The sequence below is a fragment of the Microbacterium foliorum genome (assembly GCF_006385575.1).
GTDB classification, from domain to species: Bacteria; Actinomycetota; Actinomycetes; order Actinomycetales; family Microbacteriaceae; genus Microbacterium; species Microbacterium foliorum_B.
The window spans coordinates 2970986-2984565 of sequence record NZ_CP041040.1; the positions used below are offsets into that span (position 1 = coordinate 2970986).

Sequence of the window (13580 nt, forward strand, 5' to 3'; positions counted from 1 at the left end):
GAGAAAGAGAACATGATGTTGCAGCCCGCAGGCTCCGCGCCGCACTCCCCCCGCGTCGAGGCGCTCCTCGCCCGCATGACCCTGGAAGAGAAGCAGGCGCAGCTCGTCGGCTTCTGGGTCGACCAGGGCGTCGAGGTGGTCGCCCCGATGTCGGGCGAGAAGAAGAGCTCGACGCGCTACGAGGATGCCTCCGCGCATGGCATCGGTCACCTCACCCGCGTGTACGGCACCCGACCCGTCGACCCCGTCGAGCGGGCGGCCTGGCTGTGGACCGAGCAGCGCCGACTTCAGCAGCAGACGCGGCTGGGCATTCCGGCGCTCGTGCACGAGGAGTGCCTGACGGGTCTCGCCGCGTGGAAGGCGGCGACCTTCCCGACGCCGCTGGCGTGGGGGGCGGCCTTCGACCCCGAGCTCGTGGAGGAGGTCGGTCGGGCCATCGGCTCGTCGATGCGGTCCCTCGGCATCCATCAGGGCCTGGCTCCGGTGCTCGACGTCATCCGCGACCCCCGCTGGGGTCGGGTCGACGAGTGCATCGCCGAAGACCCCCTGGTCGTCGGCCGGGTGGGCACCGCATATGTCCGCGGCCTGCAGTCCGAGGGCGTGCACGCGACCCTGAAGCACTTCATCGGATACTCCGCCTCGAAGGCCGGACGCAACCACGCGCCCGTGAGTGCAGGCCTGCGTGAGATCGAGGACGTGCTGCTTCCGCCGTTCGAGATGGCGATCCACGAGGGCGGTGCACGCAGCGTCATGAACTCCTACGTCGACATCGACGGTGTGCCCGTCACCGCCGACGCGCGCTATCTCACCGGCATCCTGCGCGATCGCTGGGGATTCGACGGCGTTGTCGTGTCGGACTACTTCGCGGTCGACTTCCTGCACAGCATGCATCGGGCCGCCGCCGACTCGGCCGACGCCGCTCGGCTCGCGCTCACCGCGGGAATCGACGTCGAGCTGCCCTCGCCCGATGCCTTCGCCACCCTCGCCGAGCAGGTGCGCGACGGTCGGCTCCCCGCCGAGATCCTCGACAGGGCGGTGGGGCGGGTGCTCGCGCAGAAGGAGGAGCTCGGATTGCTGGATGCCGACTTCACCACCCCTCCGACGGCCGTCGACCTGGACCCGGCCGAGCACCGAGCGCTCGCTCGGCGCCTCGCCGAGGAGTCGATCGTGCTGCTGAGCAACGACGGCGCACTCCCCCTCGCACCGACGACGACCTCGCGGATCGCAGTGGTCGGTCCCAACGCCGACAGCGCCGAGGCGCTGATGGGCTGCTACTCGTTCGTCAACCACGTGCTCGCCCATCACCCCGACACCCCCGCGGGCATCGATCTGCCGACGGTCACCGCATCGCTGCGCCACGAGTTCCCTGCAGCCGAGATCACCTCGACGATCGGGTGCGAGGTCGACGGCTCCGACCGCTCCGGCATCCCCGCCGCGGTCGAAGCCGCCGCTGCGGCCGACGTCGCGATCGTCGTCGTGGGCGACCGCGCCGGCCTCTTCGGACGAGGCACGGTCGGCGAAGGCAACGACGTCGACGACCTCGAACTCCCCGGCATCCAGCGAGAGCTGGTCGAGGCTGTCGTCGCGACGGGCACTCCGGTGATCCTGATCGCGATGACCGGGCGTCCCTACGTGCTCGACTGGGCGCTGCCGGCTCGCGCGGGTGCCGCAGGGACCATGACCGGGCTCGGAGCGGTCGACGCGTCGGCCTCCGCGAACGCGGTGTCTGCGGGGATCCCCGCAGCGGTGCTGCAGACGTTCTTCCCCGGCGAGGAGGGCGGTCCCGCTCTCGCACGGCTGCTGAGCGGCCGCGTCGCACCGTCCGGGCGGCTGCCGGTGTCGCTGCCGCGGTCGGCCGGGGCACAGCCGTACTCGTATCTGCACCCCGTGCTCGGCGGACGCACGGATGTCACGAGTGCCGATTCGACTCCGGTGCGGCCCTTCGGCTTCGGCCTGAGCTACACGACCTTCGCGCACGACGCACTCACGGTTCCCGAGTCGGTCGCCGCGGGCGAGACTTTCCGGGTGACGGTGCGGGTGCGCAACACGGGTGCGGTCGCGGCGACGGATGTCGTGCAGCTGTATGCGCACGACGAGGTCGGGAGCGTGACCCGCCCGCTCGCCCAGCTGCTGGACTTCCGGCGGGTCGCGCTCGCGCCCGGTGCCGACGCGCTCGTCGAGTTCGACGTGCCGATCGACCGGCTCGCCTTGACGGGGCTCGACGGCGTCAAGCGGGTCGAGCCCGGCGCCATCCGCCTCTGGGTCGGTGCCGCCTGCGACGACGAGGAAACGGTGGCGCGCCTCGAGATCGTGTGAGGGTCAGCTCCGCACGGCCGCGATGAACGCGCTCACGTGCTCCTGCAGCTTGAGGATGCGCAGCTCGCGCGCGAGTTCGCGGTCGTAGCCGTCGTAGGCCAGCGGCGGCAGCATCCGCACGTTCTGCGAGCATCCGAATTCCGCGCAGACGAGGTTGCCGATGCTGTCGCCCTTGCGACCGGCCGGACCGGCCTTGCGGGCGACGTAGAGCTGCACGTCGTGGCGCAGGGTGACGTCCTCGCACCACGAGCACTGGGCTCGCGAGATCACGCGCTGCTCGGCGCGCTGAAGGAACACCCCGGTGACGACGTCATCGACCCACGCGACGACGTACGAGCGGCGAGGCAGCTTGGGGTCGACCCAGCCGAGGTAGTCGAGCTTCTCGAAGTCGAGATCGGCGAAGCCGGCGGGCAGCGTGAGGTCGGAGACCTCCTTGCGGGAGGCGTTGATGAAGGAGGCGCGCAGGGTGCGCTCGTCGATGGGACGCATGAGAGAGGTGCTTTCGTGTGAGCCGCGGACCGCGGCGGAGGAAGAGAGTGGGAGAAGGCATCCGAGCGGATGCGGGGTACGACGCGGCTCCGGGGCGGGATGTTCCGCCTCCGGCCGATCGTCAGCCTCTGTCCGTGGCGCTGAACGCGCCCACGGCTCCCCACTGCGCTCTATCCGGGATCCGGAGAGCACTCTTCGACAACAGCACCCGGCGAGTCTACGCCCGTTTGTTTCACACCGTGTCGGTGCGGGTTCCGTCTCTCGTGAGGCCGACCTACTCTTGCCGGAACGTCCGCTCACGAAGGAGACCACCGTGTCCACGCCGCTGAACCACCTTTCGCCCCTCTCGGTGCGTGAGCGTTCTGCGTGCATGTGCCGACACGGATTCGCCTGCTCCTCGTTCGCGGCGGGTCACGCGCTGCACCTGATCCAGGCGCGCATCGCCTCGGCGACGTCCGCCGAGTGGGCCGACGCGATCGTCGAGCATGCCGACGCCGCGTCCGGAGACCTGCTCGTGCGCACGCTCGACGGAACGTCACACGCTCTGTGGAACGCCTCGGGTGCGGCGCTCGAGGCTCCTGCGGGCACGCCGATCGCGCTGCACGTGCGTTACGGCGTGCTGGCCGTCGGCCGCACGCAGTTCAACGTCGCAGTCGGCTGAGCGCGTTTCGTCTCGGGCGGCTTCGCCGTCCTCGCTCAACGACCGGGGACGATGCGGGGACCGCTCAGGCGGTCGCCATCATCATGTCCTTGACGGCCATGCACGAGTCCATGCAGTCCTTGCAGGCCTGAGCGCACATCTTGCAGACCTCGCTGTGGTCGGCGTGCTGCATGCACTCGTCCATGCACGTCTGGCACATGGCGATGCAGGCGTCGAGCATGGCCATCATCGACGCGGGGGTCATGCCCTGCATCCGCATCATCGACCGCATCATCGTGTTGCACATGTCGGCGCAGTTCATGCACGCCGGCGAGCAGTCCATCATCTGGGTCGAGCACACCGTGCACGCCTGCTCGCAGGCCGAACACGCATCCATGCAGGCCTGCAGGACAGACATGTCCATCGTCGCCATGTCGGGCATCGACATCATGTTCGAGCGCATGGCGCCCATCATCATCGAGTCCATGTTCCACCGCTTCCTTCGTCGGCCGCAGCCGAGGTGAGAGCGGGCAGGACCACCCGCCTGGGGCCAGGGTAGTCGTCTGCGGCGTCCGCGTCGATGGCCGGCGGGCGGTGTCACGAGTGTGCGTCGTTGTCAATCCCGTGTGCAGGATTCTCGGCCCGTGCGACGGTGGACATCCATTGATCGACGGATGAAAGGACATGCACCATGAGTGGAGCAGACGACGTCAAGAACGCGGCTGAGAAGGCCGGCGGAAAGATCAAGGAAGGTGTCGGAAAGGCGACCGACAACGAGAAGCTCGAGGCCGAGGGTCGCGGCGATCAGGCGAAGGCTTCGGCCAAGCAGGCCGGCGAGAACGTGAAGGACGCCGCCAAGAACGTCGGCGACAACCTGCGCGACAGCAGAGACTGATCTTCAACACCAGTGAGGCCCGCCGAAGCGGGCCTCACTGGGTGGATCAGCGGGTGCGGTTGCCGGAGATCGCTCGGATCAACCAGGCGATGACCGCGATGGCCAGCAGTACCAGGCCGACCCACAGGAGGAACTGCAGGGACTGCACGAGCCCGCCGGTGATCGCCAGAATGATGGCGACGACGATGATGATGATCAGCAGGATGTTCATCGGTCTTTCCCTTCTCGGGGCGCGGGGGAGGCACCCATCTACGGTCACCCAACCTAGACCGCTTCATCCCATGCCCTGAGGGGCTTGACTCGGAGCTTGCCGTCGTGCGAGAGGAGTAGCCGAATGCCAGGACGCAGGAACAATTCGCTGAAGGATCCGGAGCTGTACGAAGAGCTCCGTGACGACGGTGCCTCGAAGGAGAAAGCCGCTCGGATCTCCAACGCCGCCGCGCGCGACGGACGCAGCGCGGTCGGACGCCGGGGCGGCGAGCACGGCGACTACGAGGAATGGACCGTCGAGGAACTGCGCGCACGCGCCAAGGAGATCGGCCTGACCGGTTACAGCCGCAAGCGCAAGGCCGAGCTCATCTCGGCGCTGCGCGACCACTAGGGCTCGCGTACATGACCCGGTTCGGCGTCGAGGAGGAGTTCGTCCTGCTCGATGAACAGACACTCGTGCCTGCGGCCATGAGCGCCGAGACGCGAGAGCGGATCCTGAGCGAGGCAAGTGCCGGTGTCACTCCGGAGTATCTGACCTGTCAGATCGAGACGGCGACGGAACCGTGCCTGACGAGAGCGGATGCCGAGGTGCAGCTTCGTCGCACGCGCGGTCTTCTCGGATCGCACGCGAGCGCGCAGTACGCGATCTTCGCGGGGACCGGGACGCCCTTCATATCTCCGAATCGCTTCGCCGTCTCGCGCTCCGCCCACTACGACGCCGTGGCCGGACAACTCGCCGAGATCACCCGTGAGCATGAGGTGAACGGCCTCCACATCCACGTCGAGGTCCCCGACGAGGAGGAGCGCGTGCGGGTGCTCAATCGCACGCGCGCCTGGCTCCCCGCGCTGCTCGCCATCACGGGCAACGCACCGTTCACGCACGGCCGCGACACCGGGTTCGACAGCTGGCGCAGCGTCCTGATCCGCCGCCTGCCGTCGTCGTGGAGCCCCCCGCACTTCCGTGACTTCGAGGACTACCGCACGCGCATCGCCGAACTGGTCGAACTGGGTGCCATCACGAGCGCGAGCTCTCTTTCTTGGACTGCGAGACTCTCGGAGCGATTCCCCACCGTCGAGGTGCGCGTGTTCGATGCGCAGCTGTCGGTCGACGACACGCTGCTCGCGGTCGCCCTGACGCGTGCGCTGCTGGTAAGCGATGCGCTCGACGACACCGCCGACGTGGGACTGGACGCGATCGATGCCTCGCTCTGGACTGCGGCGCGGTTCGGACCAGGCGCTCGCCTCATCGACCCCGCCTCCGGCGACGTCGCACCGGCCTGGAGCGTCATCGACGGTCTGCTCGAGAGGCTCCGCCCCGCTCTCGCCGACCTCGGCGACGAGGACTTCGTGATCGACGGGATCACACGGACGAGGACGGACGGAACCGGCGCGCAGCGACAGCGCGCGGCCTACGCGGAGCGGGGCAGCGCGGGTCTGCGCGACCTCTACCGCACGAGCACCGCCGTCTCTTGACCGCCCCGGGTGTCCCCGGGCGGCAGTAGTGTCAGCCTGTGGCATCCTCTCGCTTCACGCCGCTGCAGCGGCTCGTGATCTCCGTCGCCGTCCTCGCGTCGTTCGTGACGTTCCTCGACGGCACCGTCGTGACGGTCGCGCTTCCTGCGATCAGCGATGAACTCGGGGGCGGCATCACCACACAGCAATGGGTGGTCGATGCGTACCTCATCACTCTCAGCGCGCTGATCCTGCTTGCAGGTTCGCTCTCGGACGCCTACGGTCGGGTGCTCGTGATGCGCATCGGCCTCATCGCCTTCGGCGTGGCATCCGTCGCGGTCGCCGCCGCACCTGATCCCCTCATCCTGATCATCGCTCGAGCGGCGCAGGGCGCGGCCAGCGCGCTGCTCGTGCCGAGCTCGCTCGCGCTCATCACGGCGACCATGCGCGCCGACGTGCAGTCAAGAGCGATCGGCATCTGGACGGCGTTCACCACCGCCGCGCAGCTCGTCGGCCCGCTGCTCGGCGGACTCTTCGTCGACTTCCTGTCGTGGCGATTCGTCTTCCTCATCAACGTCGTGCCGATCGTCGTCACCCTCGTGCTGCTCTCTCGCCTGAAGCTGCAGGAGCACCCGAGCGGAGTCCGCGTCGACTGGCTCAGCGGAGCCCTGTGCGCGATCGGTCTCGGCGCGATCGTGTTCGCGCTGATCGAGCAGCCCAACCTCGGGTGGCAGTCCCCCGCGATCTGGATGCCCGGCATCATCGGCGCGGCCCTGTTCGCATGGTTCCTCGTGCGGCAGCAGCGGTCGTCCTCTCCCCTGATGCCTCTGTCGCTGTTCCGGGTGCGCGACTTCGCGTGGGGCAACCTCGCGACGCTCTTCGTCTACGCCGCGCTGTCGCTGAACGGCTTCGTCGTGGGCGTGTATTTGCAGCAGGGCGCCGGTCTGAGTGCCACGGCGGCGGGGCTCGCGAGTCTGCCGATGACGATCCTGATGATCCTGCTCAGCTCGCGCGCGGGTTCGTGGGCCGGTCGATTCGGGCCGCGCATCTTCATGACGGTCGGACCGCTCATCATGGCGGTCGGCGCCCTCATGCTGCTCGTCGTCAGCGAGGACTTCGACTACTGGTGGCAGGTGCTCCCGGCCATGATCGTGCTGGGCCTGGGGCTCTCCCTCACCGTGGCGCCGCTCACCTCGGCGATCCTCGGCGCCATCGACGAGTCTCGCTCGGGCATCGCCTCTGCGGTGAACAATGCGGTCTCGCGCGTCGCCGGGCTGCTCGTCGTCGCGATGCTGTCGACCATCATCGGCGGCACCCTCGACCTCGCGGGCTTCCACAACGCGGCCTGGGTCACGGCCGCGCTGCTCGTGCTCGGCGGGGTCGTGTCGTGGATCGGCATCCGTCGCAATCCTGCCGAAGAGGTCGAGACGCCGGCGGCCGACGACGCCCCCTCGCCGATCGGTTGACGATGTCGGTGGGCCGGCGCACACTGGGTGCACCGTCATTCCGAGCATCCGGAGGTCCACCGTGCGCACGACCCAGACGCCCCTTCCGCCCGTCGTCGACGCCGACACGTGGCGCAGCGAGCTCGATGCGCTGCGCGTGCGAGAGAAGGCGGCGACGCGAGAGCTCGATGCGATCGCGGCACAGCGACGACGGATGCCGATGGTCGAGCTGCCCGACTACACGCTCGTCGGGGCCGACGGGCCGGTGCGGCTGCCCGAGATCTTCGGCGAGCATCGACAGCTCATCGTCTACAACCACATGTGGACCGACGGCAACGAGTGGCAGTGCCCCGGGTGCACCGGCTTCACGTCGCAGTTCACGCGGCTCGACTTCCTCGAGCGGTACTACGATGCCCGCTTCGTGATCGTGACGAACGGGCCCATCGATGAGGCACTCGCCTATCGCGACCGGGTCGGGAATCGCATGACGTGGTATTCGAGCGCCGACAGCACGTTCGGCGCAGACATGGATGCCGGTCCGAACGAGGGCTTCGGCGTGAACGTGTTCCTCCGTGACGGCGACACCGTCTTTCGCACCTGGCACACGAACGGCCGCGGCACCGAGCGAATGAGTCAGTTGCAGGGGCTCGTCGACCTGCTCCCCTACGGCCGGCAGGAGGAGTGGGAGGACTCTCCGGCCGGCTGGCCCCAGCACGGGACGTACGATCAGGGGATGGGTTCGAAAGAGATCGCCGCACTGTACGGGGCCGGCAGCTGAGGCGGGGAGCGGCGGTCGTCACCGCCACCGCCACCACCACCGCGTTGATCCTCGTTCTCTCGGGTTGTGTCACGACCATCTCCGACCCACCTGCGTCTTTCTCGCCTCCACCCGCAGGCGAGACCCCCGACTACCAGCTCGGCGGGGCCTACTCACCCGCCGAAGGTGTCGGCATCGTGGGTCGGGACCGCTCGGACGACCCCGCCGACGGGCTGTACTCGATCTGCTACGTGAACGGGTTTCAGACCCAGCCGGGCGAGCTCGACACCTGGCCCGATGACCTCGTGCTGCAGAACGACGGCGAGCCCGTGTTCGACCCCGACTGGCCCGACGAGGCGCTGCTCGACACCTCGACCGACGACCGCCGCGAGCGCATCGCCGAGATCGTCAGCCCGTGGATCGAGGGGTGCGCCGAGTCGGGGTTCGAGGCGGTGGAGTTCGACAACCTCGACTCGTACACCCGCTCTGACGGTGCGCTCACCCTCGACGACAACCTCGCCCTGGCGGCGCTGCTCGTCGACGTCGCGCACGACTCCGGACTCGCCGCCGGCCAGAAGAACGCCGCCGAGGATGCGCCCCTGCTGCGCGAGCGCGCCGGGTTCGACTTCGCCGTGGTCGAGGAGTGCTCGGTCTATCAGGAGTGCGGAGCCTTCACCGATGTCTACGGCGGCGCCGTGATCGACATCGAGTACTCCGACGAGCTGCCGCGACCGTTCGCCGAGATGTGCGCCGACGACGAGGCCCCCGCCTCGATGGTGCTGCGGGATCGCGACCTGGTCACTCCGGGTCATGAGGAGTACGTGTTCGAGACGTGCGACCGCTGATTCTCCCGTCCGGGTACGCGCCCTCGCTAGGCTGACCTCGTGAGCAAGACGGGGGATCACGACGGCGCGTCCTCCGGTGCGCCCGCCGCCCGGCCCGCCGTCGACATCGTCCGCACCGCCGTCTCGCGGTGGACGCTCGCCGCCGCTGAGCTTCCTCGCTGGATCTGGCCTGCGGCAGCAGCGCTGGTCGCCGTGGTCATCGTCGTCGCCGCGGTGGGCGGGCTCTCGCGCGCTGAGGCGTCGCCGACCGAGCTCGGCCCCGACGACGAGGCGCGCACCTCGATGTATGCGATCACCGTGCTCGACGCCGAGTTCACCACCGAGGTCGAGTCGGAGCGGCTCGAGGCGAAGCCAGGCGAGAAGTTCCTCGTGATGACCACCCGGATGGAGAACCTCTCGGACGCGCCGATCCCGGTCGGCACCACCGGCGCGGACCGCGTCAGCGCGGGACTCGTCAACACCGACACTCCCCTCCTCGAGCTGAAGGGCGTCACCGCGACCGACTCGGTCGACGTGTGGCGCGCCGATGGCTCGTCTGGTGACGTGATCCTGCAGCCGGGAGTCCCCAGCCAGGTCACCTTCGCCTGGACGGTCCCAGAGGATGCGTTCCCCGACGGCGCGGTGTCACTCGACGTCCACGAGGTGGAGGTGAAGCGCGGAAGGGTCGTCATCTCGTCGCGCGTCATCACCTGGTACCCTGCCGCACTCAGCGCACGCATCACCGTCACCGCGCAGGAGGCACCATGAGACGCATGACCCCTTGGTTGCTGGGTGCCGCGCTGGTGATCGCCGCCGGTGCCGTGACCGCCGTCACCCCCAGCGACGAAGACGTGATCGGACCGATCGAGATGCGCGGATCCTTCGGCGATTCCGTCGCGTCACGCACCCTGATCGCGGCCGCGACCGATGCGACTTTCACCGATGAGGTCGTCGTGCCGGGCACTGACTCCGACTGGATCGCGGACGGCAACTGGCTGGTCGTGACGGTCGTCGCCTCGGCCGCACACACGGAGGTCGACGCCGCCATAAATCTGGCGACGCTGTCCGTCGGCGACCGCGTGTTCCAGGTGAGCGAACGACCGGACACGACGTTGCGGTCGCAGTCGCTGCGGGTCGGCACCGACACGGTCGGCACTCTGGCCTTCGAGCTGCCCCCCGATGTCACCTCCGGGCGAGCGGAGCTGCGACTCACCTCCTCATATCTCACCGCCGAGCTCGACGATCGCATCGCGATCCGGCTCGAGCTCGATGATCTGCCCCGCACGCCGAGCCTCGAGCTCGACGACCCTGAACTGAGCGCCCCGTGAAGTGGTGGCGAACGCAGCGCCGGGCTCTGATCGCTCTGGCGATCGCCGCCGTCGCCATGCTCGGCGCCACTGTGTGGCTCGACGTCCTGCCCAGCATCCGGCCCACCGATCGAGTGATCGAGGCCGACGAGACGGCCGACATCGCAGGGCAGACGCTCACGCTCGGCCCCACCGAGTGGGATGAGTTCGAGAGCCCGGAGGGCTCCCGCACCCTGAGCATCCGGCTGGCGTCGACCGGTGGGTCCGCCGCCGACCGGTGCGGGCAGACCACGCTCACCGAGATCGATTCGGCTCGGACCTGGCTCAGCTCTCGCGACGACCTCGACGTGTCCTACGACGAGGGCGAGAGCTCATGCGTGGCCGAGCCGTCGTCGTACCGCATCCTGCTGACCTTCCTGCTTCCCGACGACGCCGACGGCCCCTTCCTGCTCGACATCGAGGGGAGCGACAACGACCTCGCCCGGTTCCGCCTCGACCCCTGAGGGCCGGGTGTCGAGACCTGAGCGGGGGCGACCGATGACGCCGTCGTACGCCGTCGCGACGATCGCCACCCTCAGCGGCTCGGCCACTGCGGCGATCGCGACGGTGATGAGCGGGAAGACGCCGGCCCAGAACCACCGTTCATGGCCGCCGATGAGCAGCAGCACCCCGCGGGTTCCCGCCTGCTCGGCGAAGGCCCATGCCGCGTAGGCCAGGGCGTACGCGCCGAAGAGCAGCGGCCCGCCCCGCCAGATCACCGTGACAGCCGCCCAGAGACCCTCGAGTCGCATCACGAGCGTGCGCGCGACGCTCATCACGGCGCCGCGGGCCGCTCCCCCGCCGAACCGCGAGAACGCCGGCGTCGAGTCGAAGGTCGTGCCGAAGATCACGCCGGCGACCGTGAGCCACGCAGCGGGGACGATGAGGGCCGCGACCAGGATGCCGAAGAGCCAGGTCGTTCCCTCCCAGACCGCGGCGATGGGCTCGAGGTTCACGGCGAACCAGTCGCCGAAGCCCCGCAGCCAGCCCACCGCCTGGCGATCGGCGAACCAGTCGAGCACGCTCGTCCACCAGCGCGCGACGAGCGTGAAGAGCATGAACGTCCACAGCACCTCGGCGTAGGTGGCGAGGATGATCGTCCAGCGCGGCAATCGGGCGGCGAAGCGTGTGAGGAGCACGCGAGCAGCAAGAGCGATCACGAGCACCGTCACGGGCAGCACGCCGATCGAGATCAGTCCGCCGCGGTCGCCGATCTGCGAGAATCCCTCGCCGGACTGGGGCAGCGCGACGGCGAGGGCGATCTGGAAGAACTCGATCTGGTCAGCGTCTAGCAGACCCCATGCGGTGTAGAACGCGAAGAACGGCAGGATCGCCGCGAGGGTGGCCGAGCCGAACTCGCGGATGCCACCGGCATCCTCCCTCCGGCTGTGCGGCAGCGACGGCCGCACCGTGAGATACATCGCGACGTACGAGACGAGGCGAGCGGCGACCGCCAGCGGCAGCAGCAGCAGGCCGCCGAGCGTGGTGTGCCCGCCGACGAATCCGGCGAACTCGATGAGCACCCGGTGCAGAGCCTCGCCCCCGAGGTACCAGGCCATGAGCGCGGGCCAGTGCCGCGCGAGGATGCGCCCGAACGTCCTGAGGGCCTGTGACATGTGCCCTACCGTACCGGTCGACCGCGGGCGACGAGCCACCGACCGCCGCATACTCCCCGCGAGGGCGAGCGTCAACCGGATTCTCCGTCGTCGACGCGAGATGCACCATGTCGTCGTGAACGCATCGACGTGGTCTCCCCGCCGCGCGGTCTTCTCGGCGGCCGCGCTCCTGCTCGCGATCAGCCTGTCGGGCTGTGGCGTGACGATCCCCGCCGACCCCGATGGCACGCTGCAGTCCGTGACCGGGTCCGAGCTGCGGGTCGGCGTCTCGGCCGATCCCGGACTCGTCGACACCGATCGCGAGACCCCGACCGGCAGCATCCCCGATCTCGTGACCGGCTTCGCAGACGGCATCGACGCCGAAGTCGACTGGACGAACGGGTCGGAGGAGACGCTGGTCGGAATGCTCGAGCGCGGCGACCTCGACCTCGTCGTCGGCGGGTTCACGGCGGACACCCCCTGGGTCGACAGAGCGGGCGTCACCCGCGGTTACCCCGGCATCGATGGAGCAGAGGGCCGCGAGATCGTCATGCTCGTGCCGCTGGGAGAGAATGCGTTCCTGAGCGAGCTGGAGCGATACCTCGACGAGGAGGCGAGCTCGTGACGACGCCGACGAGGATCGGACGGACGGAGCTCCCCGACGAGCAGCGTCAGGCGCTGCGACGAGCGGTCCGCTGGGAGTGGTTCACGATCGCCTACACCTCGGTGACGATCGCGGTGATCGCGCTCGTCGTCGGCAACTCGCAGGCGATGCGCACGGCGTGGATCGAGGACATGCTGTCGCTCATCCCGCAGATCGCGTTCCTCGTCGCGTTGATCTTCATCCGCAAGCGCCCCTCGGTGAAGCATCCCTACGGGCTGCATCGGGTCATGGGCATCGGCCATCTCGTGGCCGGGGTCGCGCTGCTGGCCGTGGGACTCAATCTGGCGGTCGAGGCGGTGACCGGGCTCATCGCCGGCGAGCATCCCACCATCGGCACCGTGCAGCTGTTCGGGCAGACGATCTGGCTCGGCTGGCTGATGGTCGCCGTCATGGCCGTGGTGATCGTCGGTCCGGTCTTCTTCTACGGACCGGCGAAGGCGAAGCTCGCCCCCGTGCTGCACAACAAGCTGCTCTACGCCGACGCCGACATGGCGAAGGCCGACTGGCAGACCACGGTCGCCTCTATCGTCGGCGTGCTCGGCGTCGGCTTGGGTGTGTGGTGGCTGGACGGCGCGGCGGCTCTGGTGATCTCGCTCGGCATCATCTGGGACGGATGGCGCAACACGAAGACCGCGGTGATCGACCTGATGGACCAGCGCGCTCGGACCTACGACAGCAAGCATCCGCATCCGCTCGCCGGCGATGTGCTCGCGACGATGCGCTCACAACCCTGGGTGAAGGAGGCCGGGGTCAGGATGCGCGACCAGGGCCAGGTCTTCCACATCGAGGCGTTCGTGGTCCCTCACAAGAGCACGGTGACGCTGCGGCAGACGACCGACCTGTCGGAGCGGATCGCCGACCTCGACTGGAAGGTGCAGGAGATCGTCATCGTGCCCAGCGACCGCATCCCGGACGGAGCGGACACCTCCGGCCGGGAATGACGGTCT

16 protein-coding genes are annotated in these 13580 nt (G+C 68.9%); 13 read left to right on the plus strand and 3 right to left on the minus strand.

Annotated elements, in window-relative coordinates:
* Nucleotides 1-12: 12 nt before the first annotated feature.
* Entirely contained in the window at nt 13-2316 is a 2304-nt protein-coding gene (locus FIV50_RS14370; protein WP_441338617.1) for a beta-glucosidase, read from the plus strand.
* A 3-nt stretch (nt 2317-2319) separates the two neighbouring features.
* Here the strand turns inward: FIV50_RS14370 and FIV50_RS14375 are convergent, their stop codons facing one another.
* Nucleotides 2320-2805: an FBP domain-containing protein gene (locus FIV50_RS14375; RefSeq protein ID WP_140038014.1), complete on the minus strand. Its 486-nt coding sequence runs from the start codon at nt 2803-2805 to the stop codon at nt 2320-2322.
* Nucleotides 2806-3118: 313 nt separating this feature from the next.
* Between FIV50_RS14375 and FIV50_RS14380 the strand changes: the two genes are divergently transcribed.
* The 3 genes from FIV50_RS14380 (at nt 3119) to FIV50_RS14390 (ending at nt 4340) form a co-directional block, all read left to right on the plus strand.
* Nucleotides 3119-3466, plus strand: coding sequence for a hypothetical protein (locus FIV50_RS14380; RefSeq protein ID WP_140038015.1), 348 nt, complete (start codon nt 3119-3121; stop codon nt 3464-3466).
* 170 nt (nt 3467-3636) lie between these two features.
* Nucleotides 3637-3969, plus strand: coding sequence for a hypothetical protein (locus FIV50_RS17950; RefSeq protein ID WP_258184290.1), 333 nt, complete (start codon nt 3637-3639; stop codon nt 3967-3969).
* 167 nt (nt 3970-4136) lie between these two features.
* The gene (locus tag FIV50_RS14390; RefSeq protein WP_140038017.1) at nt 4137-4340 is read left to right on the plus strand and encodes a CsbD family protein; all 204 of its coding nucleotides are present in this window, start codon (nt 4137-4139) and stop codon (nt 4338-4340) included.
* 46 nt (nt 4341-4386) lie between these two features.
* Here FIV50_RS14390 and FIV50_RS17705 read toward each other — a convergent pair whose 3' ends face one another.
* Nucleotides 4387-4551: a hypothetical protein gene (locus tag FIV50_RS17705; RefSeq protein ID WP_164481676.1), complete on the minus strand. Its 165-nt coding sequence runs from the start codon at nt 4549-4551 to the stop codon at nt 4387-4389.
* Between the two features lie 123 nt (nt 4552-4674).
* On the opposite strand from FIV50_RS17705, the gene FIV50_RS14395 reads away from it, so the two are divergent.
* The 7 genes from FIV50_RS14395 (at nt 4675) to FIV50_RS14425 (ending at nt 10356) form a co-directional block, all read left to right on the plus strand.
* A complete protein-coding gene (locus FIV50_RS14395; protein ID WP_140038018.1) occupies nt 4675-4941 on the plus strand; it encodes a DUF7218 family protein in 267 nt (88 codons plus the stop codon).
* 11 nt (nt 4942-4952) lie between these two features.
* On the plus strand, nt 4953-6023 hold the full coding sequence (locus FIV50_RS14400) for a carboxylate-amine ligase (RefSeq protein WP_140038019.1): 1071 nt from the start codon (nt 4953-4955) through the stop codon (nt 6021-6023).
* A gap of 38 nt (nt 6024-6061) precedes the next feature.
* Nucleotides 6062-7468: an MFS transporter gene (locus FIV50_RS14405; RefSeq protein ID WP_140038020.1), complete on the plus strand. Its 1407-nt coding sequence runs from the start codon at nt 6062-6064 to the stop codon at nt 7466-7468.
* 61 nt (nt 7469-7529) lie between these two features.
* Complete coding sequence (locus FIV50_RS14410; RefSeq protein ID WP_140038021.1) at nt 7530-8225, plus strand: DUF899 domain-containing protein; 696 nt, start codon at nt 7530-7532, stop codon at nt 8223-8225.
* Between the two features lie 44 nt (nt 8226-8269).
* Nucleotides 8270-9049: an endo alpha-1,4 polygalactosaminidase gene (locus FIV50_RS14415; protein ID WP_375137381.1), complete on the plus strand. Its 780-nt coding sequence runs from the start codon at nt 8270-8272 to the stop codon at nt 9047-9049.
* 39 nt (nt 9050-9088) lie between these two features.
* Nucleotides 9089-9796 (plus strand): hypothetical protein, encoded by a 708-nt coding sequence (locus FIV50_RS14420; RefSeq protein WP_140038022.1) that lies wholly within the window; start codon nt 9089-9091, stop codon nt 9794-9796.
* A 5-nt stretch (nt 9797-9801) separates the two neighbouring features.
* Nucleotides 9802-10356, plus strand: coding sequence for a hypothetical protein (locus tag FIV50_RS14425; protein ID WP_140038023.1), 555 nt, complete (start codon nt 9802-9804; stop codon nt 10354-10356).
* Between the two features lie 350 nt (nt 10357-10706).
* Here FIV50_RS14425 and FIV50_RS14430 read toward each other — a convergent pair whose 3' ends face one another.
* Nucleotides 10707-11990 (minus strand): hypothetical protein, encoded by a 1284-nt coding sequence (locus tag FIV50_RS14430; RefSeq protein ID WP_140038024.1) that lies wholly within the window; start codon nt 11988-11990, stop codon nt 10707-10709.
* Between the two features lie 115 nt (nt 11991-12105).
* Here FIV50_RS14430 and FIV50_RS14435 point away from each other — a divergent pair, with 115 nt between their 5' ends.
* Both FIV50_RS14435 and FIV50_RS14440 read left to right on the plus strand, forming a co-directional pair.
* Nucleotides 12106-12594 (plus strand): hypothetical protein, encoded by a 489-nt coding sequence (locus FIV50_RS14435; RefSeq protein WP_258184291.1) that lies wholly within the window; start codon nt 12106-12108, stop codon nt 12592-12594.
* A complete protein-coding gene (locus FIV50_RS14440) occupies nt 12591-13574 on the plus strand; it encodes a cation transporter (protein WP_181164233.1) in 984 nt (327 codons plus the stop codon). Before FIV50_RS14435 ends, FIV50_RS14440 begins: the two co-directional genes overlap by 4 nt.
* Nucleotides 13575-13580: the final 6 nt, after the last annotated feature.